Source organism: Streptomyces sp. NPDC039430 (assembly GCF_055639435.1).
In genome coordinates, this window is record NZ_JBVKAK010000004.1 from 342,903 (window position 1) to 366,962 (window position 24,060).

25 protein-coding genes are annotated in these 24,060 nt (G+C 71.3%); 7 read left to right on the top strand and 18 right to left on the bottom strand.

Annotation, left to right across the window (positions count from 1 at the left end; translation table 11 throughout):
* Window positions 1-48: 48 nt before the first annotated feature.
* The 14 genes from ACZ7LS_RS13335 to ACZ7LS_RS13400 form a co-directional block, all read right to left on the bottom strand.
* Complete coding sequence (locus ACZ7LS_RS13335; protein ID WP_382518872.1) at window positions 49-660, bottom strand: anthrone oxygenase family protein; 612 nt, start codon at window positions 658-660, stop codon at window positions 49-51.
* Window positions 661-882: 222 nt separating this feature from the next.
* The gene (gene metF, locus ACZ7LS_RS13340) at window positions 883-1,827 is read right to left on the bottom strand and encodes a methylenetetrahydrofolate reductase [NAD(P)H] (protein WP_382518870.1); all 945 of its coding nucleotides are present in this window, start codon (window positions 1,825-1,827) and stop codon (window positions 883-885) included.
* A 159-nt stretch (window positions 1,828-1,986) separates the two neighbouring features.
* Window positions 1,987-2,940, bottom strand: a complete 954-nt coding sequence (locus tag ACZ7LS_RS13345) for an alpha/beta hydrolase (RefSeq protein WP_385129769.1) — start codon at window positions 2,938-2,940, stop codon at window positions 1,987-1,989.
* Between the two features lie 46 nt (window positions 2,941-2,986).
* Window positions 2,987-3,697 (bottom strand): beta/alpha barrel domain-containing protein, encoded by a 711-nt coding sequence (locus tag ACZ7LS_RS13350; RefSeq protein ID WP_382518865.1) that lies wholly within the window; start codon window positions 3,695-3,697, stop codon window positions 2,987-2,989.
* Window positions 3,694-4,440 carry a phosphoribosylanthranilate isomerase gene (locus ACZ7LS_RS13355; protein ID WP_385129771.1) on the bottom strand — a complete coding sequence of 249 codons (747 nt, stop codon included), beginning with the start codon at window positions 4,438-4,440 and terminating at the stop codon, window positions 3,694-3,696. The genes ACZ7LS_RS13350 and ACZ7LS_RS13355 overlap by 4 nt, the downstream gene beginning before the upstream one ends.
* Window positions 4,437-5,582 carry an acyl-CoA dehydrogenase family protein gene (locus tag ACZ7LS_RS13360; protein WP_382519431.1) on the bottom strand — a complete coding sequence of 382 codons (1,146 nt, stop codon included), beginning with the start codon at window positions 5,580-5,582 and terminating at the stop codon, window positions 4,437-4,439. Before ACZ7LS_RS13360 ends, ACZ7LS_RS13355 begins: the two co-directional genes overlap by 4 nt.
* Window positions 5,583-5,680: 98 nt before the next feature.
* Window positions 5,681-6,055: an ectoine synthase gene (locus ACZ7LS_RS13365; RefSeq protein ID WP_129766282.1), complete on the bottom strand. Its 375-nt coding sequence runs from the start codon at window positions 6,053-6,055 to the stop codon at window positions 5,681-5,683.
* Between the two features lie 2 nt (window positions 6,056-6,057).
* Complete coding sequence (trpA, locus tag ACZ7LS_RS13370) at window positions 6,058-6,897, bottom strand: tryptophan synthase subunit alpha (RefSeq protein ID WP_385129773.1); 840 nt, start codon at window positions 6,895-6,897, stop codon at window positions 6,058-6,060.
* On the bottom strand, window positions 6,890-7,945 hold the full coding sequence (locus tag ACZ7LS_RS13375; protein WP_385129775.1) for an anthranilate phosphoribosyltransferase: 1,056 nt from the start codon (window positions 7,943-7,945) through the stop codon (window positions 6,890-6,892). The genes trpA and ACZ7LS_RS13375 overlap by 8 nt, the downstream gene beginning before the upstream one ends.
* 2 nt (window positions 7,946-7,947) lie before the next feature.
* Window positions 7,948-8,211 (bottom strand): acyl carrier protein, encoded by a 264-nt coding sequence (locus ACZ7LS_RS13380; protein ID WP_356518522.1) that lies wholly within the window; start codon window positions 8,209-8,211, stop codon window positions 7,948-7,950.
* A complete protein-coding gene (locus ACZ7LS_RS13385; protein WP_385129777.1) occupies window positions 8,208-9,770 on the bottom strand; it encodes an AMP-binding protein in 1,563 nt (520 codons plus the stop codon). The genes ACZ7LS_RS13380 and ACZ7LS_RS13385 overlap by 4 nt, the downstream gene beginning before the upstream one ends.
* A complete protein-coding gene (locus tag ACZ7LS_RS13390) occupies window positions 9,767-10,657 on the bottom strand; it encodes a MaoC family dehydratase (RefSeq protein ID WP_382518853.1) in 891 nt (296 codons plus the stop codon). The genes ACZ7LS_RS13385 and ACZ7LS_RS13390 overlap by 4 nt, the downstream gene beginning before the upstream one ends.
* Window positions 10,654-11,904 carry a beta-ketoacyl-[acyl-carrier-protein] synthase family protein gene (locus ACZ7LS_RS13395; RefSeq protein ID WP_382518851.1) on the bottom strand — a complete coding sequence of 417 codons (1,251 nt, stop codon included), beginning with the start codon at window positions 11,902-11,904 and terminating at the stop codon, window positions 10,654-10,656. Before ACZ7LS_RS13395 ends, ACZ7LS_RS13390 begins: the two co-directional genes overlap by 4 nt.
* Window positions 11,905-12,021: 117 nt before the next feature.
* Window positions 12,022-13,239, bottom strand: a complete 1,218-nt coding sequence (locus tag ACZ7LS_RS13400) for an aminotransferase class I/II-fold pyridoxal phosphate-dependent enzyme (protein ID WP_382518849.1) — start codon at window positions 13,237-13,239, stop codon at window positions 12,022-12,024.
* Between the two features lie 392 nt (window positions 13,240-13,631).
* Between ACZ7LS_RS13400 and ACZ7LS_RS13405 the strand changes: the two genes are divergently transcribed.
* Window positions 13,632-14,558, top strand: a complete 927-nt coding sequence (locus tag ACZ7LS_RS13405) for an AfsR/SARP family transcriptional regulator (RefSeq protein ID WP_382518846.1) — start codon at window positions 13,632-13,634, stop codon at window positions 14,556-14,558.
* 75 nt (window positions 14,559-14,633) lie between these two features.
* Here the strand turns inward: ACZ7LS_RS13405 and ACZ7LS_RS13410 are convergent, their stop codons facing one another.
* The 3 genes from ACZ7LS_RS13410 to ACZ7LS_RS13420 are packed head-to-tail and all read right to left on the bottom strand — an operon-like array spanning window position 14,634 to window position 16,644.
* Window positions 14,634-15,389, bottom strand: coding sequence for a 3-oxoacyl-ACP reductase family protein (locus ACZ7LS_RS13410; RefSeq protein WP_382518844.1), 756 nt, complete (start codon window positions 15,387-15,389; stop codon window positions 14,634-14,636).
* Window positions 15,386-16,372 carry a 3-oxoacyl-ACP synthase III family protein gene (locus ACZ7LS_RS13415; protein WP_382665620.1) on the bottom strand — a complete coding sequence of 329 codons (987 nt, stop codon included), beginning with the start codon at window positions 16,370-16,372 and terminating at the stop codon, window positions 15,386-15,388. The genes ACZ7LS_RS13410 and ACZ7LS_RS13415 overlap by 4 nt, the downstream gene beginning before the upstream one ends.
* An 11-nt stretch (window positions 16,373-16,383) precedes the next feature.
* A complete protein-coding gene (locus tag ACZ7LS_RS13420) occupies window positions 16,384-16,644 on the bottom strand; it encodes a hypothetical protein (protein ID WP_382518839.1) in 261 nt (86 codons plus the stop codon).
* Between the two features lie 189 nt (window positions 16,645-16,833).
* Between ACZ7LS_RS13420 and ACZ7LS_RS13425 the strand changes: the two genes are divergently transcribed.
* The 6 genes from ACZ7LS_RS13425 to ACZ7LS_RS13450 all read left to right on the top strand — a co-directional run bounded on the left by ACZ7LS_RS13425 (window position 16,834) and on the right by ACZ7LS_RS13450 (window position 22,906).
* The gene (locus tag ACZ7LS_RS13425) at window positions 16,834-17,718 is read left to right on the top strand and encodes a class I SAM-dependent methyltransferase (protein ID WP_382518837.1); all 885 of its coding nucleotides are present in this window, start codon (window positions 16,834-16,836) and stop codon (window positions 17,716-17,718) included.
* A gap of 10 nt (window positions 17,719-17,728) precedes the next feature.
* Window positions 17,729-19,297 carry a flavin-containing monooxygenase gene (locus ACZ7LS_RS13430; protein WP_382879782.1) on the top strand — a complete coding sequence of 523 codons (1,569 nt, stop codon included), beginning with the start codon at window positions 17,729-17,731 and terminating at the stop codon, window positions 19,295-19,297.
* Between the two features lie 20 nt (window positions 19,298-19,317).
* On the top strand, window positions 19,318-20,826 hold the full coding sequence (locus tag ACZ7LS_RS13435) for an FAD-binding protein (RefSeq protein ID WP_382968355.1): 1,509 nt from the start codon (window positions 19,318-19,320) through the stop codon (window positions 20,824-20,826).
* A gap of 85 nt (window positions 20,827-20,911) precedes the next feature.
* Window positions 20,912-21,400, top strand: coding sequence for an SRPBCC family protein (locus ACZ7LS_RS13440; protein ID WP_382518830.1), 489 nt, complete (start codon window positions 20,912-20,914; stop codon window positions 21,398-21,400).
* The gene (locus ACZ7LS_RS13445) at window positions 21,397-22,245 is read left to right on the top strand and encodes an alpha/beta fold hydrolase (protein ID WP_382518827.1); all 849 of its coding nucleotides are present in this window, start codon (window positions 21,397-21,399) and stop codon (window positions 22,243-22,245) included. The genes ACZ7LS_RS13440 and ACZ7LS_RS13445 overlap by 4 nt, the downstream gene beginning before the upstream one ends.
* Window positions 22,246-22,249: 4 nt before the next feature.
* Entirely contained in the window at window positions 22,250-22,906 is a 657-nt protein-coding gene (locus ACZ7LS_RS13450) for a 4'-phosphopantetheinyl transferase family protein (protein ID WP_382665630.1), read from the top strand.
* Window positions 22,907-23,050: 144 nt separating this feature from the next.
* On the opposite strand, the gene ACZ7LS_RS13455 is transcribed toward ACZ7LS_RS13450, so the two are convergent.
* Window positions 23,051-24,040, bottom strand: coding sequence for an AraC family transcriptional regulator (locus ACZ7LS_RS13455; protein WP_382529183.1), 990 nt, complete (start codon window positions 24,038-24,040; stop codon window positions 23,051-23,053).
* Window positions 24,041-24,060 lie beyond the last annotated feature (20 nt).

Below are 24,060 nucleotides of genomic sequence, written 5' to 3' on the forward strand. Positions count from 1 at the left end.
GGGCGGTGGGGCAGGAACCCCGCCGCCCCGCTCTCCGTCGGCCCGCGCTCAGACGCCGTGCGGGCGCATCGCGGCACCGCCGGCGGCGCCGGCGCCACGGCCGTGCAGCACCAGGGCGCGGGCGAGGAAGCCGAGCGCGGCCGTGCAGACCAGGGTCCGCACGATGTTGCTCGTCTCCCACGTGCCCTTGAACTTCTCGACGATCGAGAAGTCCGTGATCTTGGCGGGGTCACCGGCGGCCGCGAGCTCGTTGTTGAGCGGGATGTTCACACTGAACGTGATCATCAGGGCCACCAGATAGAGCGCGGCCGCCGCGCCGATCCAGAGCGCGGCGCCCCGCCGGCCCTGGCGGTGCTCCAGGAACGCGGCGACCGCCGCGGCCAGCAGCGCTCCGATGAAGATCATGCCGAAGAGACCGTTGCCGTCGATCAGGGCGTTGAAGTTCTGCATCGCGTCGACGTAGGTACGGTCGTCGGTCCTGGCCAGCCCCGGCATCACCGAGATGTCGTACGCGAAGAACAGACCCGCCATCAGCCCCGTCGTGATGGTGGCGATCATCAGCAGCGGCCCCACCGCCTTGCTGCGGCGCACGGGCGCCACCGCGGGGGCGGGCGGATAGGCGGCGTAGGGGTTCGGGGTTCCGGTCGGGTTGAAGCTCATGGGACTTCCTTGTCTGGTGGTCGAAGCCGTCCGATACGAGGTGATCCGGCGACCGCCACGGTGTCGTCGCCAACGCCGCCGCCGACATGTGACACGGCTTTCTCACGTACTGCGTCAGGGGACCAGTCAAGTACGGCGCGGTGCGACCGGAACATAGCCATGAAGCTCAGGTCCATGTTCCAGCGTCCAAGGGGGCGGACGGCGCACCGGCGGGCCGGGCGATCAGGGCCGGGTCCCGGCCAGCGGACGGTCGCGCCGTACCCCCACGCCCAGGTTCTGGTGGATCTCCAACGTGGCGGTGGAGCGGTTGAGGGTGATGTAGTGCAGTCCGGGCGCGCCTTCGGCCAGCAGTCGTTCGGCCATGGCCGTGGCGTACTCGACACCGATGCGATGCCCGTCCTGGGGCCGGTCGCGGGCCGCTTCGAGCCGTTGGGCCAGTGCGTCGGGGAAGCGGGCGTCGCTGAGTTCGGCGAAGCGGCGGATCTGCCGTACGTCGGTGGCCGGCATGATCTCGGGGACGATCGGGGTCGTACAGCCCGCGGCCTCGATCCGGTCGCGGAGCCGCAGATAGTCCTCGACGTCGAAGAACATCTGTGTGATCGCGTAGTCGGCGCCCGCCCGGCACTTGGCGACGAAGTGGCGGATGTCGCTGTCCCAGTCGGGCGAGCGCGGATGGCGCTCGGGGAAGGCGGCCACCCCGACGGTGAAGTCGCCCAGTTCCCTGATGAGGGCGACGAGTTCACTGGCCTGGGCGAATCCCTCCGGATGACGGACCCACTCACCGCGAGGGTCGCCCGGCGGGTCGCCGCGCAGCGCGAGCACGTCCCGGATACCGGCGTCCGCGTACTGGCCGATGATGTGGCGCAGTTCGGCGACCGAGTGGCCGACCGCGGTGAGATGGGCGACCGGGCGCAGGGTGGTCTCGGCGGCGATGCGCTTGGTGACCTCGATCGTCCGGTCGCGCGAGGAGCCGCCGGCGCCGTAGGTCACGGAGACGAAGGACGGCGCGAGCGCCTCGATCCGGCGGATCGCGTTCCACAGCGTGCGCTCCCCGGCGGGCGTCTTGGGCGGGAAGAACTCGAAGGAGTACGAGCGCTGCCCGTCGGCCATCAGGGCACGCGGGCCCGGCCTGGGGTGCTGTGGGAGGTCCGCGGTCTCTGCCGCCATAAGGAGGAGTCCTTCCTGGAGTCGCTCGGTGCGTGGACGAATACGGTGCGCACACAGTAGCCGCGATGCGCGCCGCTCCCCCGCCATGACCACGGATTGATCACCCAGTGATCACCGGGAGGACGCTTCCACGGCAACCGCCCTGCTCCCGTGCGGAGTTCAGGACCCGGCGGGGGCCTCTCCGGCACGTCGCAGGCACTCCTCCAGAAAGGCCAGCGCCCGCAGATGGTAGGTGCGGGCCGCGCGGCCGATGCTGATGTTGTGCCCGGCACCGGAGAGCCGCTCCACGGCGACGAGCGGCGCGGCGGTGAGCAGCCCCGTCATCGCCGCCACCGCCTCGTCGTCCAGCTCCCACCACAGTTCATGCTCCGCGAAGGTCAGTCTGACCGGGCTGGTGATACGGCCGGCCAGTCGCGGGTACTGGAGGGGCCAGGTCGCCGTCTGGGCCGCCTCGCGCGCCGGTACGGGCCTCAGCAGGGAGCGGCTCGCCTTGAACGTGCCGGGTGCATACAGGCGCAGCGGGCCCCAGTTGAGCCGGGACGCGCCACCGCCGAGGGTATCGGGGAAGTGCCGCGCCTCGGGTGCGTACCGCCAGCCGCATCCGTTGATGTCGAGACCGACCAGCGCGCTGCCCGCGTCCTGCGCGGCCAGGTGCAGCGCCACCTTGCCTCCGTCGGAGTGGGCCACGACGAAGAAGCCGGCGCCGGTCGGCCGGTACCGGGCGAAGTCCGCGAGTGCCCGGTGCAGGGTGGTCGCCTGCTCGCCGAGGGGCTGTCCGTCGGGCAGCGGACCGGCGGAGGAGCCGTAACCGGGCCGGTCCAGGGCCAGCACCGTATGACCGAGCCGGGCGCCCAGGGTGAGCAGCGAGTCGGCCGGGTCGGTCAGCCCGTTGAAGTAGTCGGCGCACATGCCCCGGCCGTGGATGGCGAGGATCACGGAGCGGGGTCCCGCGGCGCCGTCCGGCTCGGCGATCAGACCCGACAGCGGTACGCCGCCCGCGTCGAGGGTCACGGCACGGACGGCGGGTACCGGGGAGGAGGCGAGGGCGGGAACGGAGACGGGAGCAGGAGTGGCGGTGGGCACGGGAGCGGGGGTGGATACGGGAGCGGTCATGGCAGGCGGTTCTCCAAGGCGGCGGGGGCGGGCCGGACAGGGCCGTTCAGTTGGGCCGGCCCGCGGGGCGGGTCCTGGCGCGGTCCAGGCGGTCGACCCAGCCGGCCGCGCTGTCGGTACGCAGCAGCGAGGTGCCGACGAGCAGGCCGGCGTATCCCGCGTCGAGCAGCTTCGCGGCGGCGAGCGGGCCGTCGATGGCGCTGGCGCTGACCGGGCAGCGGGTGCCCGAGGCCCGGACCGCCGGCAGCAGGGCGAGGCTGCGGTCGAGGTCGCCGCGGTCACGCTCCTTGGCCTTGATGTCCTTGTTGTTGACGGCGACGACGCACTCCTCGGCGTGTGGCAGACCGTCGAGTTCGGCCTCTTCCGTCACCTCCACGAACGGGGTGAGGCCGAGGGCCAGAGAGGCGGTGATCAGGGTGCGCATACTCGACCGGGGCAGCAGGGCCGCGGTGAGCAGCACGGCGGAGGCGCCGAGGTCCCTTGCGGTCGACAGCTGGTCCTTGCGGGTGATGAAGTCCTTCTGGAGCAGCGGCAGATCGGTGAGCGCGGCGACATCGCGCAGCAGATCGGTGGTGCCGCCGAACCAGCGTCCCGTCACCACCGAGATACAGGGCGCGCCCGCGCCTTCGTACGACTCCACGATCGCGGCGGGGGTGCGGCCGCCGAGCAGATCGTAGCCGTGCGCGTCGCGCCGTTTGATCTCCATGACCAGCGGGCGGCCGGCGGTCAGCAGGGCTTCCAGGAATCGGGCGGTCATCGGGACTCCTCAGGGGACGTGTCGGTCCGCCAGGCGCGGGCCAGAGCGGTGACGGCGGGCGCCGAGAAACGTCCGTGGGCATCGCGGGCGGCGGTGTCGACATCGATGCCGCGGAAGCCGGGGTGGGCGGCGACGGACCCGTAGTCGGGGCGGTTGTACGGGGAGATACCGCCGGCGAGCAGGAACGGCCGGGTGAGCCGGGGCAGCAGGCCGAGCACATCCCGCTCGGACAGCTGATGTCCCGTGCTGCCGATCCGCCCGTCCTCGGTCGCCGTGTCGAGGAGGAACAGGTCGGTCCCGGCCCGTTCGTACGCGCCGATCAGCGGGCGTTCGAGACAGCTGCCGCCGCGCAGATGGAGCACCTTGACGAGGACCGCGTCGGGCAGGGCGGCGCGCAGCGCCCGTACCACCGCGGGCGGCTGGTAGGCGTGCAGCTGGAGCCAGCGCAGGCCGGTGCGACGGGCCAGGCCGGTGAGGGCTTCGGGGTCGCCGAGGAAGGTGACGAGGACCGGTTCGAGCCGGCCGGTGGCGCGGGCCGCCGCGGCGAGTTCGGTGAGGCGCCGCTCGGGTAGCTCGGCATGGCCGCCGGGGATGCCGTGCCACAGGCCGACGCAGTCCGCTCCGGCGTAGGCGAGCGTGGTGATGTCGCCGGGCGAGGTGGCGCCGCAGACTTTCAGAACCCGGCGGGTCTCGGGTGCGGCCGAGTGTCCCGCCGGGAGCCCGGAGGCGGGCTCCGGGCTCATGTGCCCAGACCCAGCATCGAGGCGATGCGGTTGTACTGGATTTCCGTGGTGCCGGAGTAGATCGTGCCGGCCACGGCGTTGCGCACGTCCTTCTCCAGACCGTACTCGGTCATATAGCCGTGCCCGCCGAAGAGTTGCACGGCCATCAGGCTGGTCGCCACATTGCTCTCGCTCGTCACCAGTTTGGCGATGGCCAGATCCACCGTGACGTTCTCGCCGGCGGCGAGGCGTTCACCGGTGTCGTACAGCCACTTGGCCGCCGTCTCCAGCCGGATCCTCATGTCGACGATCTTGTTGGCGACGGACTGGTACGAGCCGATCGGTCTGCCGAACGAACGGCGGGTCTTCGCGTAGTCGAGGCAGCGGTCGAGCCGGTGCCTCATCTCCCCCACGTTCACGATGAAGGAGAAGAGGATCTCCCGCTTCATCACGTGGTCGAGCACGATGAATCCGCCGCCGACCCGGCCGAGGACCTGGGTCCTCGGGACCCGGCACTCATCGAAGAACAACTCGCTGAGCGGCGAGGTCCGCAGTCCCATCTTCTTGGTCGGCGGGCCGATCGTGAGCCCCGGGGTGTTCCGGTCCACGAGGAACGCGGTGACCCCGAGCGGGCCGCCGTCCGGATGCGTACGCGCGTAGACGACGAACACATCGGCGACGGGCCCGTTGCTGACGAAGATCTTCGAGCCGTTCAGGACGAAGTGGTCACCGTCCCGTACCGCTCGCGTGGTCATCGCCATGGCGTCCGAGCCGCCCTCGGACTCGGTGATGGCATGGGCGCCGATCACCTCTCCCGAGCAGATCCGGGTCAGATACCGCTCCTTCTGCGCGTCCGTGCCGAATTTCTCCAGTGGCACACCGGTACTGGCCATGGTGGTGGTGACCGAGAAGCTCAGCCCGGAGTCACGGCAGTGCTCGCCCAGCCCTTCGAGCAGATACATGGTGGTGAGCAGGGACTGGCCGAGGCCGCCCCAGCGCTCTTCGAAGGGCAGTCCGAGGATGCCGGTCTCCCGGATCAGTTTCCACTTGTCCCAGGAGAACGTGGCCTGTTCGTCCTGTTCTATGTGGCCGGCGCTGAGCGCCTCACCCCACCGGGCCAGACCTTCGCGCAGTTCGGTCTGGTCGGCGTTCCAGCGGATCACGGCGAGCCTTTCCATGACGGTTCGGTGACGGGCGGTTCGTTGACGGATCGGTGACGGGCGGGTCGGTGGCGGACGGTCGGCGACTGGCGCGGCGCGGATCAGTACGCCGAGGAGACCTGCTCGTCGAGCTGGTGCACCTCGTCGCCCTGGAGCGCCGGGGAGAAGACGCACACCAGGCGCAGGTCCTCGTGCGGGCTCGCCACGAGGTAGTGGGCGTCGTGCTCGTTGAGCGAGTAGAGACGGCCCGGCACGATCGGGTGCGAGGTGCCGTCCAGCTCGATCACTTCTCCCGAACCCTCGATGCAGTAGCAGGATTCGATGTGATTGCGGTACTCCAGACGGGACTTGGTGCCCGCGCGCACGGTAGTGTCGGTGATGCTGTAGTCGAGGCCGTCGGCGGCCACGATGAAGCGACGGCTCAGGCCGTTGCCCCACTCGACCGTCTTCACGCTCTCCAGGTCACGGACGAACATGTTCAGCTCCCTGTTGTCTCAGGTGTGATGGAACGGTTGGGTGATACGGACCTGACGAAGGCGCGGAACCCGTCGACGACGTCGTCCCCCTGAGCGAGCGACCGCTCGATCCGGGCGACGCCTGCCGAGCCGATGATGACGGCATCGGCTCCGCAGGCGCCCACGGTCTCCACGTCCTGTCTGGTCCTGACCCCGAAGCCGATGGCGATCGGGGATTCCGTGTGCGCCCGGAGCGCGGCGACGGTGGTCGCCAGCGCGGCGTGCCCGGTGGCCGGGGCGGTGCCGCTGCGTCCGTAGTGGGCGACGAGATAGAGATAGGCGGTGGCCTCGGCCGCCGCCTCCGCCATGGTCGGCGGCGGGCTCTGCTGGTAGCAGGTGGTGACGACGGGCAGCCCTGCCTCGCGGGCCGCCGCGTAGTGTGCGGCGCGCAGCCGGGGCGGCAGCGCGTGGACGAGCAGTCCGTCCGCGCCCGAGCCGGCGATGGTACGGAGTGTGTGCGCCGGGTCCCCGTGCTCACGGTCCCGGTGCTTAAGGGAGTGGCTCCAGTCGGCGAGGAGCGCGATCCGCAGCCGGCGCAGCCGGGGGCGTACGGACGCGATGAAGGCGAGGACCTCGTCGAGCCCGACGCCCCGGTCGAGGGCGCGGCGGGCGGAGCGGCGGATCACCGGCCCGTCGGTGACCGAGTCGGGGAAGGGCACGGCGAGTTCGAGGCAGTCGACGCCCTCCTCGTCCAGCATGAGAACGAGGTCGGCGAGGACATCGAGCGGTGGGTCCCCGGCGTTGAGGAAGAGGGCCAGGCCCGGTCCCTCGCCGGCACCGGTGCGGGAGAAGAAGTCAGCCATGGGTCATCTCTCTCGTCCGGGCGGGCGGCGGGCGCGTCCCGGCCCGTACGCGCTCGGCGAGCGCGCGGGCGGCGCCGCTCCGTACCGCGTCCAGGGCGGCGGCGACGGCTCGCGTCCAGTCGGTGGTGTGACCGCTCGCCACGGCCAGCGCCGCCGCGTTGAGACAGACCGTACGGGTGGCCACCTCCCCCTCGGTGCCGTCGAGGACGGACAGGAAGTGGGCGGGTGCCGAGGCGGGGTCCCGGGCGGGCCCGAGATCGTCGAAATCGCCGTCGGACGGCACCAGCTCGCCTGCCGGGATGTGGAGTTCGCGGCCGTCGTGGGTGTGGATGGTGTTGTCGGCGAAACCGAGCAGTTCGTCGGCGCCGCGGTCGTTGGTGGTCAGCCACAGCGTCCGGCCGGGCCGGGGCTCGGTCTCGGCGAGCGAGCGCAGTACGGCCAGGGGCGCGTTCGCCGAGACTCCGGTGACCTGCGCCGTGACGGGCAGGTCCGCGAGGAACGGCCCGATGGCGTTGAGGAAGCGGCCGAAGGGTTTCATGCTCGTCGGTGCGATGGTCCTGGCCAGCCGGGTCAGCTGCGCCGGGTAGACGAACGGTCCGGCGAAGGCGATGCCGTACCGGTCCAGTGTGTCGGCGGTCTGGTCGTAGGAGGAGGTCAGCCGGACGCCGAGCCGTTCCAGCAGATCGACCGAGCCGAGCGAGCTGGTGTACGCGCGCGAGCCCGTCTTGACGACCCGCACCCCGGTCGCGGCGGCGACGAACGCCGAGGCTGTGGAGATGTTGAAGGTCTTCGGTCCGCCTCCGGTGCCCACCACGTTGACCGTGCCGGGCCAGCGGCCCGCGGGCCGGGCGGGCCGCCGTTCGGCGAGCGAGTCGAGCAGGGGACGCAGGGTGTCGTGGCCGGGCAGTGCGGTGGCCAGGGAGGTCAGCAGGGCGAGGGACTGCGCTCTGTCGAGGCCGCCGTCGCCGAGCTGGTCCCAGAACGACCGCCAGGTGTCGAGGCCGACCGGTGCGCGCCGCTCCAGCAGGCCGGTGAGTGCGTCATGCACCGCTAGCCGCCCGCCACCTCGGGACGGCGGGCACCGGCGATGAACGCGTCGATGGCCGCCACACTGCGGAAGTTGTCGGGGTCCAGGTCGGTGTCGCCGATCGGCAGCTCGAAGCGGTCCTCGACCCAGGCGATCAGCTTGAGCACACCGAGGCTGTCGATGACCCCGTCCGAGAGCAGATCGTGGTCGTCCGCCAGTTCCTGGGCGGTGATGTCCGGCAGGAACTCCTCGATGACGAACTGCTTGATGGTGCCGGCGTGGCTCATGACGTCCTTCCCTGGGCGGTTGTGGCTGACGTGACGGTGGAGACGGTGGACAGCTCGTCGAGACGGTCGAGCGCCTTGCGGTCGACCTTTCCCGTGGCGGTCTTGGGCAACGGCTCGTCGACGATCCGGAGCTTGGCGGGTACGGCCGCCCTCGGCAGGCGTCGCGCACAGTGCTGACGCAACGTCAGGGAGCTGAGTCCGCTGCCCGGTTCGCTCTGTACGGCGGCGATGAGCCGGCGTCCTTCGATCGGGTCGGGTACGGCGGCCACGCCCGCTTCACGTACGGCGGGGTGGTCGAGCAGCACCCGTTCGACCTCCGCGGTGTTCACGGCGACACCGCGGACCTTGACCTGGTGGTCGGCGCGTCCGGTGAGATGGAGCCGGCCGTCGGCGTCGCGCCGCACCAGATCGCCGGTGCGGAACCAGCGCCGGTCGTCGAGACCCAGCGGATGGCCGGTGAACTTGTCCGCGTGGCGGGTCCGGTCGAGGTAGCCGGCCGCCTGGAAGGGCGTGGACACGTACAGTTCGCCGGAGCCCGGCCCCTCGACGGCCGCGCCGTCCGGGGTGAGGATCAGGGCCCCGACTCCCGGCAGCGGCCGGCCGATCGGTACCGGCGGGAATTCCGTGGCGCTGGTGTCGACCTCGTGGACGAAGCTGTCGTTGGTCTCGGTGCAGCCGTAGATGTTGTGGATCCGTGCCCCGGGAAAGAGTCCGGGCAGTGCGGCGAAGGTGCGGTCGGGGATGACATCGCCGCTGAACATCACGTGCGCGGCCGCGGGGAACGTCACTCCGCGCCGCTCGGCCGCGTCGAGCAGCAGCCCGAAGAACATCGGCACCGCCTGGACGACCCGTACGTCATGGCGCACGAGGAGGTCGAGCAGATGCGCGCCCCGGGCGGCCAGTGCCGGGTCGACCAGGACCACCCGGCCGCCGTGGGCGAGGGTCGTCCAGATGTCCAGCAGGCAGAGATCGAAGTTGAGCGGCGCGTAGTTGAGGACGGTGACGCCGGGCCCGATCGAGAAGGCGGGGGCGGCCCAGGCGACGAACCGGTTCACCGCGTCCCGGCCCAGGGGGACGATCTTGGGCAGGCTGGTGGAGCCGGAGGTGGTGAGCATGAACGACACCTCGGCGGCCTCGCGGGGTGCCAGCGGCTGCGCGGTGACCTCGGGGTTCGGTGTCACCGCCGCGTCCGTGCCGTCGGCGGTGATCACCTGTCGGCAGCCCGCCTGGGCGAAGAGATCCGCGAGCAGGGAGTCGGCGAGCGCGGGCGACGGCAGCAGGAAGGGGCGCCGTGACAGCAGGCAGGCCAGCACCAGCGCGACGGCCGCGGGCGATTTGGCCGCCAGGATGCCGACGGGCTCGCCGGGGCTGAGTCCGAGCCCGGCCAGCCGGTCGCGGTCGCGTCCGGCCCGCTCGTACAGCGCGCGGTAGGTGGTCTCCTCGCCGTTCCACACCAGGGCGGTGGCGTCGGGCCGTTCGCGGACCTGGGAGAGGAAGCCGCCCACCAGGCCGAGGCCGTCCGTACCGAGGCCGTTCGCACCAGAGCCGTTCGTCGTCATGGCCGGCTCCCGTTCTCTTCCGCCGCGTGCGCGGCCAGCTCGACCCAGCCGCTCTTGACGGCGGGTCCCGCGGGGGTGCGGCAGCCGAAGCGCACCACCCGCCGGGCCGCGTCCGGCTGGAGGTCGAAGCGGAGCGGCTCTCCCGGCGTGACGGGCGCGGAGAAGCGGCCGCCGATGCCTCGTATCCGGCCGGTGTCTCCGTCCGCGTACCGGTCGGTGATCTCCTCGACCGCCAGGGCCAGCACGCTCATGCCGTGTGCGATGACCGAGCCGAAGCCGGCGGCGCGGGCCGCGTCGGCGTCGAGATGGATCGGGTTCTCGTCGCCGGATGCCAGGGCGTAGCGGCGGATCCACTCCACGGTCGGTTCATGGACGACGGTGGCGGGCTCGGCGGCTCCGGCGGGTGCGGGAGCGGGGGCGCCGCCGGAGATCTCTCCGAAGGGTTCGAGGGCGGTCGCGCCCACGAGCAGGGCGCTGGTGACCAGTTCGGCGAACGGCTCCGCGGCGCCCGGCTCCGTGGATGCCGTGGATCCCGTGGAATCCGCGGCGTCGCCGGTCAGCCGGGAGCGCAGGGCGACCCGCACCCCGCGCGGTTCGCGGCGGGCGCCGAGCACATCGAGCCGTACGGTGACCTGTTCACCGGGGCGTACGAGCCGCCGGCAGCGGATGTCCTGGCCGAGGTGGACGACGGACACGGGGCCGGGCTCGTCGGCGGTCAGGGCCGCCACGGTCTGCTCGGCGACGGTGTGGGCGAGGACGAACGCGTGCACGGGCGAGGCGAGTTGGTCCCGCGCGGCGGGCAGCCCGGCGCGGACGGCGCCCCGGTAGGCGGCGATCTCTTCGGCGGTGACGGTTCGCGTCACCGCCGGGGCGGGGGCGGTGGTCATATCGGGGCCACCACCAGGCTGGAGTTGTGCCCGCCGAAACCGAAGGAGTTGGAGAGGGCAGGTCCGGACGCCACGGCGCGCGGGGCGCCGTGGACCACATCGATTTCCATACCTGGCTCCAGCTGTTCGTGGTTGGCGGTGGGAGGGACCTCGCACCGGCTCATCGCCTGCACGGTGGCGATCAGTTCGACGGCGCCCGCGGCCCCGATGAGATGGCCGATGACGCTCTTGTTGGCGGTCACCGGGGGCCCGTCCGTGCCGAACACCTTGGCCAGCGCGATCGCTTCGGCCCTGTCGTTGTGCGGGGTCGAGGTGCCGTGCGCGTTGACATGGACGATGTCGGAGGGGGCCAGGCCCGCGTCGGCGATGGCTCCGGCCATGGCGCCGACGGCCGCGCCGCCGTCCGGCAGCGGCATGGCCAGGTGGTACGCGTCGGAGGTGGCGGCGTAACCGGCGACGGTGGCGTACGTACGGGCACCGCGCGCCCGCGCGTCGTCGAGGCGTTCCAGGACGACGAACCCGGCGCCCTCCCCCATCACGAAGCCGTCCCGGTCGGCGTCGAACGGCCTGGACGCGTGTTCCGGGTCGTCGTTGCGCAGTGATACGGCGTTGAGGTTGCCGAACCCCGCGAGGGTGACGGGGGTGAGCGTCGATTCGCACCCGCCGGCCAGGACGACATCGGCCCGGTGGGTCTGGAGCAGTGTCAGCGCGTGGCCGATGGCGTCGGCGCCGCTGGCGCAGGTGGTGGCGATGGTCAGGGCGGGGCCGTGCCAGCCGAGCCGCATCGAGATCTGGGCCGCCGCCGCGTTGGGCATGGTCATCAGCGGCATCAGCGGGTTGACCCGGTGCGGTCCCGACTCGGTGAAATGCCGGGACTCCAGGTCGCTCGTGGCCCGGCCGCCGACGGCGTTGCCGACGACGACAGCGGTACGGCCGGGGTCCGCGGCGGGCGCTCCCGCGTCCCGGTGCGCGGCGAGGGCGGCGGTCGTCCCGTACAGCGCGAACGGGTCCATCCGGCGCGCGTCCTTGGCGGGCACGAGGCCGAGGGAGTCGAGCCCGCGGACCCGGCAGCCGATGCGCACCCGGTGGCGTTCCAGATCGAGATGGGTCAGCGCGGCGGCGGTGGACTTCCCGGCGCGCAGCGCGGCCCACAGGTCGTCGGGGGTGCAGCCGGCCGGGGTGACGACGCCCATGCCGGTGATCGCGACGGGCGCGTGTGGCGGTGCGTGCCTCGGTGAGTTTGGCATCTCGGATCCCGTATCCCGTACGAACGTCGGAGGGCGGAGGACAGAGGGCAGGAGGGGCAGGAGGGGCAGGAGGGGCAGGAGAGCAGGGCGGAGGCAGGACGCGGGCCGAGCCGGCCGTCAGTCCTTGATCAGCCCGCACACGTGGGCGGCCTTGAGGAACGCCTCCGCGGCGAAGTCGATGTCGCTCTTGGTGTGGCGTGCGGTGATGGCGATCCGCAGCCTGGCCAGGTCGTTGGGGACGGCCGGGGTGACCACCGGCAGTCCGATGACACCGGCCGCGCGGCAGGCGGTGGCGTAGTCGTACGCGGCGTCGTCGGAGCCGGCGATGACGGGGACGACGGCGGTCTCGCTGTCGCCGGTCCGCATCCCGCCGTCGTTCAGCATCCGCCGGAAGCGCGCGGACTCCCGCTGGATATGGCTGACGCGCTCGGGCTCGCGCTCCAGGATCCGCAGCGATTCGAGCGCCGCTCCCGACTGGGCCGGGCCGAGGGCCGCGGAGAAGAGGAACGGCCGTGCCGCGTACTTGAGATGGCCGATCAGCTCGCTCGGTCCGGCCACCCAGCCGCCCATCGAGGGGATGGCCTTCGAGAGCGTGCCCAGCTTGACGTCGACCCTCGCGGTGTAGTCGAAGTGTTCCTCGATGCCCTTGCCGGTGGCGCCGATGACACCCAGCGCGTGGGCCTCGTCCACCATCAGCAGGGCGTTGTGGTCGTCGCACACCCGGCGCAGCTCCGGCAGCGGCGCGATGTCGCCGTCCATGGAGTAGACGCTGTCGACGATGACGAGCCGGATCCCGTCCGGGCTCGCGGCGGCGAGCCTGCGGTCGAGGTGGCTCACGTCGTTGTGCCGGAAGCGGGTGACGGTGGCGCCGCTCAGCCGGCAGCCGTCCACGATGCTGGCGTGGTCGTACTTGTCGATCAGTACGGTGTCCCCGGCGCCGACCAGCGCGCCGACCGTGCCGACGTTGGCGGCGTACCCGGAGCCGAACACCAGCGCCTCCTGGCGGCCGGCGAACCGGGCGACCTCCGCCTCCAGTTCCTCGTGCAGCGGGATCGAACCCGCCAGCGCCCGCACTCCGTGGTTGCCGGTGCCGTACAGATCGACGGCGGCCTTGGCCGCGGCGACCACCCGTTCGTCGCCCGCCAGGCCCAGATAGCTGTAGCCCGACATCATCAGGAGGCGTTCGCCGTCGAGGTCGGCGTAGGCGGAGTCGCGCTCGACCGTGTACGTCACGAAGCTGTTGCGGCGGGCGGGCTCCCACTCCAGGGCCCGCACGCGGCGGTGTGTCGCGGCCAGTTTCGGCGCGAGACGTTCCCAGCCGCCGGATGTGTTCACGTACATCTCCTCACCACGTTTCGGACAATTACCGGAGTCCGCTCAACCTGGACTCAGAGTTGCGACGCAATTCAACGACAGGCGCGCAAGGCGCGCGCAACACGGCGCTGAAGTGGGGAAAGAGGGGAACGCAAGAACAGAGCGACAGCTTTCCGCAAGCGGAATGAAGGTCTCCAGGGAAATCCAGGGGAATGTTCCCCGGCCACTATTGACACACCGAGATGGCCGATTGATATCGTCCAATTTCTGTGCAGGGGGCATGCACAGAGTGTCCCGAACTCCTTCACAAGGACCACTGGGACGGGGCCCCCTGGCGTGATGTCGACACCCTCGCCGGCGGCACCCGCCGTCGGTGCAACCGGCCCAGAGCCGACCGCACCGGGGAGTACAGCTTGCTCATCAGACTCGCTGGCCTTGTAACGATCGAACCCGAAGGGGTTCCGCCGCAGCATCTGTCCAGCGCTCAGGCTCAAGTCGCGTTCGCCAGGCTCATCCTCGAACGGTCCGCCGGTACCAGCCGGGATCAACTGGCCGACACGGTCTGGCCCGACGGGCTGCCGGACACCTGGGCCTCGGCCCTGCGCAGTGTTGTCAGCCGGGTCCGTACGTTCGTCACGTTCCCCCAGCAGCGGCCCGGTGTCACCCCGCTGGTCGCCCAGGGCGGCCGCTATCTGCTGCGGCTGCCGGACGACGCGGCCGTCGACCTCGAATGCGCGGAGGCGGCGGCGACCGAGGCGGCCGAGGCGTACGCCACCGGCTCGTTCGCCGTCGCGCAACAGCTCGCCGCCGCGGCGGTGTCGAATCTACGCGGGTCATTCCTGCCCGCTCACGAGGGCGAGTGGGTCAACGGCGTGCGGGAATGGCTCGACGAGCTGCGGCTGTCCGCGCTGGAGACGGCGAGTCTGGCCTCGGCGGCCCTGGGCGACGAGCATCACGCGCTGCGGTACGCCGAGGAGGCCGTACGGCGTGCCCCGTTCAGGGAGAGCGCCTACCGGTGCCGGATGGCGGCGCACCGGACGGCCGGCAACCGCGCCGAGGCGCTGCGCACGTACCAGCAGCTGCGGGAGGTGCTCGCCGAGGAGCTGGGGATCGATCCCGCGCCGGAGAGCCAGGCGGCCTATCTGGAACTGCTGCGCAGCTCCGACACCCGCCGAAGACCGGAGCCGGACACCGGCGCCGTGACCCGGCTGGACCCGCTGCTGATGGGCATGTTCGAGGCCCCGCGCCCACGCCCCGCCCCGCCGCGGCCCTGCTTATTGACTCCGGACGGCTGCCTCACCCATCCCGCGCCGCCGGCGCCCGAGTGGCGTGTGGCCTAGGGGCTCGGCGGGGGAACATACGCGGGCGGCCCGGCGAATACGCCGGGCCGCCTCTTTCGTGCGCGCGAGCGGGTCTCAGGTGATCGAGACGCCGCTGTCGATACTGATGACCTGGCCCGTCATACAGTCCTGGTCCAGGAACAGGGCCGCGCTGCGGGCCACTTCCTCGACTGTGACGAAGCGCGGAATGGGGGCCTTGCCCTCCATCCCCTCGATGACATGTCCCGGCAGGTTCTCGGTCATACCCGTGATCATGAACCCCGGGGAGAGCGCGTTCACGGTCACACCGCGTCTGCCGCACTCGGCCGCCAGGGTGCGGGTGAAGCCGATGAGGCCCGCCTTCGAGGCGGAATAGGCCGTCTGACCCGCCGTCGCGATCAGACCCGAGGGCGACACCACATTGATGATCCGGCCCCACCGCTGCCGGAGCATGTACGGAACGGACACCCGCGCGGTGTGGAACGAACCGATCAGATTGGTCTGGATGACCTGCTGCCAGTCCGCCGGCGACTGCATCGCCATCAGCGCGTCCTTGCGGATGGCGCCGTTGTTGACGAGCACGTCGACCGGGCCGAGCCGTTCACTGATCTCGGCGTACATCGCGGTGACAGCGTCCCAGGAGCCGACGTCGCCGGTCACGACGACCGAGTCGTTGCCCAGCTTCTCCCGTACGGCGCGGGCCTGCGCCTCCGAGCTGTTGTAGTGGACGGCGACCCGGCAGCCGAGCGCGTCGAGTTCGAGGGCCAGGGCCTGCCCGAGCCCGCCGGACGCCCCCGTGACCAGGGCGACCGGCCGCTCGGGACGGGCGCCCGGCTCGCTGTTACGGCTCATTTCCTCTCCCCGCCCCACTCCAGGAGTATCGATCCCCAGGTCATCCCGGCGCCGAAGCCGGCCAGCAGCACCTGGTCGCCCGGCTGGATCCGGCCGTCCTCCAGCGCCTCGGTGAGGGCGATGGGGATGGACGCGGACGCGGTGTTGCCGTACCGCTCCAGATTGGTGACCAGCGCCTCCGGCCGCAGTCCGGTGTGGCTGAGGATCGAGTTGATGATGCGGATATTGGCCTGGTGCGGAATGACGTGGTCGACGTCGGCCGCGTCGACCTTGGCGCTCTCCAGCGTCTCCCGGACCGTACGGACCGTGTAGCGCACGGCGTTGAGATAGATCTCGTTGCCGTTGATCTTGGCGAAGTGCAGCCCCTCGCGGACCGTCTCCTCGGTGGTCGGCATCCTGCTGCCGCCCGCCAGCACCTTCAGGCTGCCGGTGCACGAGCCGTCCGCGCCGAGGTTCCACGCCCTGACCCGGTTCTCGGGCCCCGGCTGGAGTACGACCGCGCCGGCCCCGTCGCCGACGAGGATCGACAGATCGCGGTCGGCGGGGTTGGCCGTCAGGGTGTGCGTGTCGGAGCCGATCAGCAGGATCGGCCGGGGATCGATGGCGATCAGCGCCATCGCCGACACCAGACCGTAGACGAAGCCCGCGCACTCCGAGTTGACGTCGTGCGCGCTGCCCGCAATGCCGAGATCGTGGTGGACGAACGCGGACGTGGCAGGTGAGGGCTGCTCGGGCGTGGCGGTGGCGACGATCAGATGGGCGATGTCGCCACCGGTCAGGCCCGCCTTCTCCAGGGCACGCCGGCCGGCCTCGACAGCCAGCGAGGCGGTCGTCTGTCCCGGCCCCACGGCGCGGCGCTCCCGGATGCCGCAGCGGCTGACGATCCAGTTCTCGTCGACACCGAACCGCTCCGCGAGCTCCACACTGGTGACCTTGCGCTCGGGTACGGCCATGCCCCACCCGGTGATGTCGAAGCCGTTCACGGGCGCTCTCGCTACGCCTGCGCCGGCTGCGGGACGAGCGCGACGATCCGCTCGTACACATGCCGCAGCGTCGTCGTGTCGTCGAGGTCCGCGAACAGCGACTCGTCGGCGGGGATGTGCGGGTACTGGTTCTGGAACCCGTACAGCCACTCCATCAGGTCCAGCGAGTCGACGTCCGCGATGTGCTGGAGCGGTGCGTCGGGGCTGACCTCCTCGGCGCCCGACACGGCCTCCAGCTGGCTCGCCAGTTCTTCGATGGTGGGCAGCGTCATGAGCTTCGGTCCTCTCTCGCGGTGCATCCGGTGTCGAGTGGCATGGAAGCGCGGCGCGCGCAACCGGGACGCAACACCGCTGACGCGCGGGCGTCTTGCACATCTGTTGCGAGCCACGCGGTTATCTCGTGACCGCATCACACGGTCGGTACGAGCGGCGCAGCGACAGGATCAGGAAAGAGGTCGAGGATGACAACGGTCGCACCCAGGTCGGTGGACCCCGAGGTCGACGCGGTCAGACACCACTACGAGGTCAGCAACGATTTCTACCGGCTCCTGCTGGGCCCGACCATGATGTACTCCGGCGGCTACTGGGAGCAGGGCGAGGATCTCGTCGCGACACTGGACGAGGCCCAGGAGCGCAAGCTCGATGTGTTCGCCGCGCTGGCCGGGGCCCAGGGCGCCCGCCGCGTACTGGACATCGGCTGCGGCTGGGGCACCATGCTCAACCGGCTCACCACCGTGCACGGGGTGGAGGAGGCGGTCGGTCTCACGCTGAGCCGCACCCAGGAGGCGTTCATCGCCGGCCTGGACAACCCGCGCATCACCACGCGGGTGGAGAGCTGGGCGGACCACGAGACGGACGAGAAGTACGACGCGGCGTTCTGCATCAACGCGCTGGAGCACTTCGTCTCGTCCAACCTGCCGCCGCGCGAGCGCACCAAGCGCTACCGCTTCTTCTTCAGCCAGGTGTACAAGGCGCTCAACCCGGGCGCGAAGTTCGTCCTGCACACGATGACGGCCGAGGCGCAGCCCATGAACCGGGAGCTGCTCGCCGATCTGAAGTTCCTCCAGCGCTCCGAGTTCGAGGGGATGCACATCCCGCATCTCCACGAGCTGGCCGCCGCCGCCGAGGGGCAGTTCGAGGTCGTGGAGATCGTCAACGAGCGGGAGTCCTTCGCGCTGGCGTGCCGCGCCTGGCTGAAGCGGCTGGCCGCGGACCGTGAGACGGCCGTCGCCCTGGAGGGCGAGGAGGTCGTGGCCCGCTTCGAGCGCTACCTCGACATCTTCGCTTACACGCTTGAGGACAAGTTCTTCAACAATTTCCGCGTCACCATCGCGCGCAGGGGCTGAGGAGGCCGCCGTGACGAGCATTCTCGAACCCGCCCGCGGAGACGGGGTGAGCGGCGGTACGGAGCCGGAGCGCCCGGCCGGGCGGGGACCGACCCGGCATCTGCGGGTCGCGGTCATCGGCACCGGTTTCTCGGGCCTGGGAACGGCCATCAGGCTGCTCCAGCAGGGCGTCGACGACTTCCTGGTCTTCGAACGGGCCGAGGAGGTGGGCGGCACCTGGCGCGACAACGACTACCCCGGGTGCGCCTGTGACGTCCAGGCCCATCTCTACTCCTTCTCCTTCGCCCGCAATCCGGAGTGGAAGAGCACGTTCGCCAAGCGCGACGAGGTGTACGCGTATCTGCGGGACTGCGCCGACCGCTTCGGGGTGCGCCCGCACATCCGCTTCAACCACGAGCTGATCGCGGCCCGCTGGGACGAGCACACCCGGTGCTGGCACATCGAGACCTCGGGCGGCGCGTACACCGCCCAGGTCCTGGTCGCGGGCGCCGGCTATCTCAGTGAGCCGGCCGTCCCCGATCTGCCGGGGCTCGGTGACTTCGAGGGGAAGGTCTTCCACTCGGCCCGCTGGGACCATGGCCACGATCTGACCGGCAGACGCGTCGCCGTGATCGGTACGGGGGCCTCGGCCATCCAGTTCGTGCCGAAGATCCAGCCCGAGGTCGGGCACCTCGACCTGTACCAGCGCACGCCTCCCTGGGTGGGTCCCAAGAACGACAAGGTCAACAGCGCGTTCCACACGAGGATGCTGCGCGGCTTCCCGGGCTACCAGAGCTTCCGGCGCAACTTCAACATGTGGGGCCGGGAGGTCCTGGCCTTCGCCTTCGCCCGGCCCAAGGTCGCCGAGAAGGTCCAGAAGATGGCCTCGGACCATCTCAAGAAGAGCGTCGAGGACCCGGCGCTGCGGGAGCGGCTCACCCCCGACTATGTCGTGGCCTGCAAGCGGCTGCTGTTCTCGAACACCTGGTACCCGGCGATCCAGCAGCCGAACGTCGACATCGTCAGCGATTCCATCGACCACGTCCGCGCCAAGTCCATCGTCACCAAGGACGGCCGGGAGCGCGAGGTGGACACCATCATCATGGGCACCGGCTTCCTCGCCACGGACCGTCCGATCGCGCGGCGCATCTGGGGACGGGGCGGGGTCCAGCTCCGGGAGGCGTGGAGCGAGGGGATGTCCGCGCACCGCGGCACCACCATCGCGGGGTTCCCCAATCTCTTCATGATGCTCGGCCCGAACACGACACTGGGCCACTCCTCGCAGACCGTGATGATCGAGTCCCAGATCGCCTACGTCGTGGACGCGCTCAAGCAGATGGACAAGCGCGGGCTGTCCAGCGTCGAGGTGCGGCCGGAGGCGCAGCGGGCGTACAACGCGACGCTCGACAAGCGCCAGGCGCGCGCGGTCTGGAGCGCCGGCGGCTGCAAGAGCTGGTACCTGGACAGCGCCGGGCGCAACCCGTCGATCTGGCCCACGTACACCTGGCGGTTCCGCAACGGTACCAAGCACTTCGACCTGGGCGAGTACCAGCTCGCCACCACCGTGGGCGCCGGGCGACCGGCCGTCGATCACGCATGACGAACGGGAGAACGGACCAGATGAGCACCAACACCCCTTCCCGGCGCAGAGTCCTGGGCGGCATGGCCGCCACCGCCGCGACCGTCGTGGGCTGGAACGTCGCGACGCAGACGTGGGCCACCGCCGCGGAGGCGGGCCGCGGCCACGGCGGCGGCGGCAGCGTGTCGCCCGTACCGGCGCTGGACGGCACGCTCAAGACCTCGGCGGCCGACCTCGTGCAGTTCAGCAAAGACTTCGGCAACCTGGTGCCGGACATCACCCCGTGGGCCGTGCTGGTGCCGGGCTCGGTCAACGACATCGTCAAGATGGTCAACTTCGCGCGGGCCAACAACCTGAAGATCGCCGCGAACGGACGCAGCGGCACCGGTGACGATCTCGAATCGCACTCCAACTACGGCCAGGCGGCGGTCCCGGGCGGTATCTCGATCGACTCGCGCGGTCTGTCGAAGGTCGTCAGCATCGGTGCGAACACCGCGGTGGTCGAGGCGGGTGTCACCTGGCACCAGCTCACCGAGGCGGCCCTGGCCAAGGGCAAGATGCCGCCGGCCATGCCCGACTACATGCATCTGTCGATCGGCGGCACGATCAGCGTCGGCGGCATCGGCGGCACGGTCGGCAAGTACGGCCTGGCGGTCGACACCATCGAGTCGATCGACATCGTCACGGGTGCGGGCCAGCTCCTCACCGCCTCCCCCTCCGTACGCCCCGACCTGTTCAACGCCGCGCTGGCCGGCGGCGGCCAGGTGGGGATCATCGTCCGCGCCACGGTGAGGATCGTTCCGCCCAAGGAGCGGGTGGTCGTCTTCAACCTCGTCTACAACGACGTGGCGACCTACCTCGCCGACGCGGAGAAGGTCCTGGCGGAGGGCCGGTTCGAGGTCCAGGCCGGTGAACTCCAGCGCAAGCCGGACGACTCGGGCTGGCGCTACAAGATGGAGCTGGGCGCGACCTACACCGGCACCGCTCCCGCCCGGGAGCCGCTGATCGCGGGGCTGCGGGACGTCCGCTCCGAGGCCGTCATCGACGACATGGCGTTCCTCGACTACGTCTACCGGTTCGACGCCTATGTCGAGTACTACAAGGAGGCGGACTACTGGGACCAGCCCAAGCCCTGGCTGAGCCTGTTCCTGCCGGCCTCCAAGGTGAAGCAGTTCCTCCAGATCGCGGAGGCCGATCTCACCGCGAACGACCTGGGCGTCGGCTTCGTGCTGACCTACCCGTACCGTACGTCGAAGCTCAGGCGTCCCATGGCGGTGCAGCCGAACGACTCCGTGGGCTACCTCTTCGACCTGCTGCGCTTCCCGCACCCCGGTGAGCCGGACATCGCGGGGATGCTGGAGCAGAACCGGCGGCTGTACGACAAGGCCGTCGCCCTGGGCGCCAAGCGCTATCTGGTCGGTGCCATCCCGCGGATGACGCCCGCGGACTGGAAGAGGCACTTCGGCAACCGTTACTCCGACCTCTGCAACGCGAAGCGGCGTTACGACCCGGCCGGCATTCTCACCCCCGGTCAGGGCTTCTTCGCCTGACCGGCCCGGCCGCACCGGAGCGGGGCCCCTCCCCGGGCCCCGCTTCCCGACCTTCCCATCCGCCGCCCCCTACAGGGAGACTGGCATGAACGGCTACGACATCATCGACGAGGCGGTGGTCGACGCCCCAGCGGACGTCGTCTGGGACGCGCTCGTCGCCGAGTTCCGCGGTGCAGCCCGCTGGTGGGTGCCCGCCAACACCTTCGCGACCGTCTCAGGAGCCCCCGACGTGGTGGGCGGCGAGGTCGCCGTGACCGTCCACACCAAGGGCGTCGACAAGGGCGGACTCAAGCTCCGCTTCACCGCCCGCACGGTCTCCGTCGAGCCGGGCCGCCGGCTGACCGTCGAGTACGTCGACGGAGCCTTCCGCGGTCCGAGCGACTTCATCCTGGAACCACTGGACGACGGCCACCGCACCCGCGTGAGCATGCACTTCCGGGGGCGCCCGCATGGCAAGCTGAAGCTGCTGGCCAAGGTCGCCGACATCGGGGCCGAGCACTCGAAGGCGACGCTGGCCGCCTTCGGCTCGCTCAACACGCTGCTGACCGAGCCGCTGGCCGGGAGGTCCCGGTGAGCACCACGAGGGCCGGCTCGCGTACCGAGGAGACCACGGTACGTACGGACGACGGCGCCGCGCTCGCCGTCACCGTCCTCGCCCCGCTGCGGGCGCCCACCGGCACGACCGTCGTCCTGTCGCACGGCTGGGCGGCCGGCCGCCGGATCTGGGGTACGGTCGCCGACCGGCTGATCCGCTCCGGCCACCGGGTGGTGCTGTACGACCAGCGCGGGCACGGCGCCTCCGGCCTGGGCAAGGAGCCGATCGCCATCCGCCGCTTCGGCGCGGACCTGGCGGCGGTGCTGGGCGAGACCGGTTCCCGTGACGCGCTCCTGGTGGGGCACTCCGGCGGCGGCTTCGCGGCCCTCTCGTACGTCACCGCCCACAGGGCCGCCGCGCGCGGACTGCGCGGGCTCGTCCTGCTGGGCACCGCCGCGCACGACCAGGACACCCCCGACAGCGAGGTGCGCATGATGGGCAGCGCGCTGTTCTCCCGGGCCCTGCGCCGGCCGGCGCTCGGCCGGCGGCTGCTGGCCCAGACGATGGGCAAGGGGGTCGACCCGTACGCCCTCGAAGTCAACCGGCAGATGTTCGCGGCGGCCTCCCCGCGGGTACGCGCCGACTGTTTCGCCTCGTCACGCGGCATGGATCTGCGCGCGGAGCTGGCCACGGTCGACGTACCCGCCGTGGTGCTCGCGGGCGAGCGGGACCGGGTCGTCAAGCCGGAGCTGGGCGAGGCGCTGGCCGGGGCGCTGCCGGACGCGCGGTTCGAACGCCTCCCGGGCGCCGGTCATACGCTGCCGCTCGAACGGCCGGCGGAGATCGTACGCGCCGTGTCGGGCCTTCTCGCCCGTCCCCGCTGAGACCGTGATCGAGGAGATCCTCCCCCCGGGCGTCAGATCGGCCGAAGCCTTCGACGATCTGGCGCCCGCGCCGTTGTTCCCCGAGGAGGAGGCGCTGATGGCGGGCCGACGGCAGCGCAGGCGCGCGCAGTTCGCCACGGCGCGCGCCTGCGCGCGCCGCGCCCTGACCGAACTGGGCCTGGCGCCCGTACCGTTACTGCCGGGCGCGGGCGGCGCGCCCCGGTGGCCGGACGGGGTGGTCGGCAGCATCACCCACTGCGACGGCTACCGGGCGGCGGTGGCGGCCAGAGCGGCGGACGTGGCCGCGCTGGGCATCGACGCGGAGCCGGCGGGGCCGCTGCCGCGCGGCGTACTGGGGCTGGTCGCCTCCGCCGGTGAACGCGCGGCGCTGGAACGGCTGGCCGCTGAGCGGCCGGGGGTGTACTGGGACCGGCTGCTGTTCTCCGCGAAGGAGGCGGTCTACAAGGCGTGGTTCCCGTCCACGGGGCGGTGGCTCGGCTTCGCGGAGGCGGAGGTGCGCCTCGCCCCGACGGGCACGTTCACCGCGAAGCTCACCCCGACGACGCCCCCGCCGCGGGGGGCGGCCCTGCGGTTCTCGGGGCGGTGGCTGACGCGGGGGGATCTTCTGGTGACGTTCGCCGCGCGAGCGGACGGGGCCTGAGCCGCGCTTCGGCCGGGGCCGTGGTCGCGGGTACGGCGGGGGTCGTTGTCCAGGGAGTCCGGCGACACGCGGCGGGGTCGGGGACGGGCGGCGGAACCCACCGGGCCGCATCGGTCCCCCTTCCCCACAGCCGGACGGCAGGCGTCAGCGGTCCAGGACCACCGTCCGCTTCGGCGCGCCCGCGCGCTCCGCCGACGCCCCTCCACCCCGCCGGAACTCCGCCGGGCTCACCCCCCGTACCCGCTTGAACGCCGCACTCAGCGCGAACGCCCCGCTGTACCCCACCCGCCGCGCCACCGTCGCCACCGTCGCGTCCGGCTCGCGCAGCAGATCCGCCGCGAGGGTCAGCCGCCACCCCGTGAGGTAGGCCATCGGCGGCTCGCCCACGAGCGTCGTGAAGTGCCGGGCCAGACCCGCGCGGGAGACACCGACGTTGTCCGCGAGCGAGGCCACCGTCCATGCCCTGCCCGGCTGTTCGTGCAGCAGCCGGAGCGCCGGGCCGACCACCGGGTCGCTCTGGGCGCGGTACCAGCCGGGCGCGCCGGACTCGGGGACCGCGAGCCAGGTGCGCAGCACGCTGACGAGGAGCAGGTCGAGCAGCCGGTCGAGGACCAGCTCCTGGCCGATCTCGTCCTTGCCGATCTCGTCGGCGAGGATGCGTACCAGCGGGTTGTCGCCCGCCTCCGCGGGGCGGACCAGCACGACGGGCAGCGCCGCCAGCAGCCGTCGGCCGATCTCGCTGGGGGCCTGGTACGTACCGCTGAGCATGACCGAGGAACCGGCCAGGCTGTCGTCGCCCCAGGTGCGTACGCCCAGGGCCATCGTTTCGGTGACGTCCTCGCCCTCGGTGGTGTTGCAGCGCTGTTCGGGGCCGACGACGATCTGGACGGGGGTGTCGGGCCGGTCCGCGATGGTGTACGCGTCGGGCCCGCGCATCACGGCGACGTCACCGGGGCAGAGCCGGACCGGATGCCCGTTGTCGGGGAGGATCCAGGCGTCGCCGCGGACCATCGTGACGACGGAGATGGGCGCACGGTCCTCGACGCGCAGGGACCACGGCGGGCTGAAGACCGACTTGAGCAGGAACGCGCCGCGGGCCTTCGGGCCTTCGAGCAGACCGGTCAGTGTGTCCATGTCATCACCTTAGACGACGA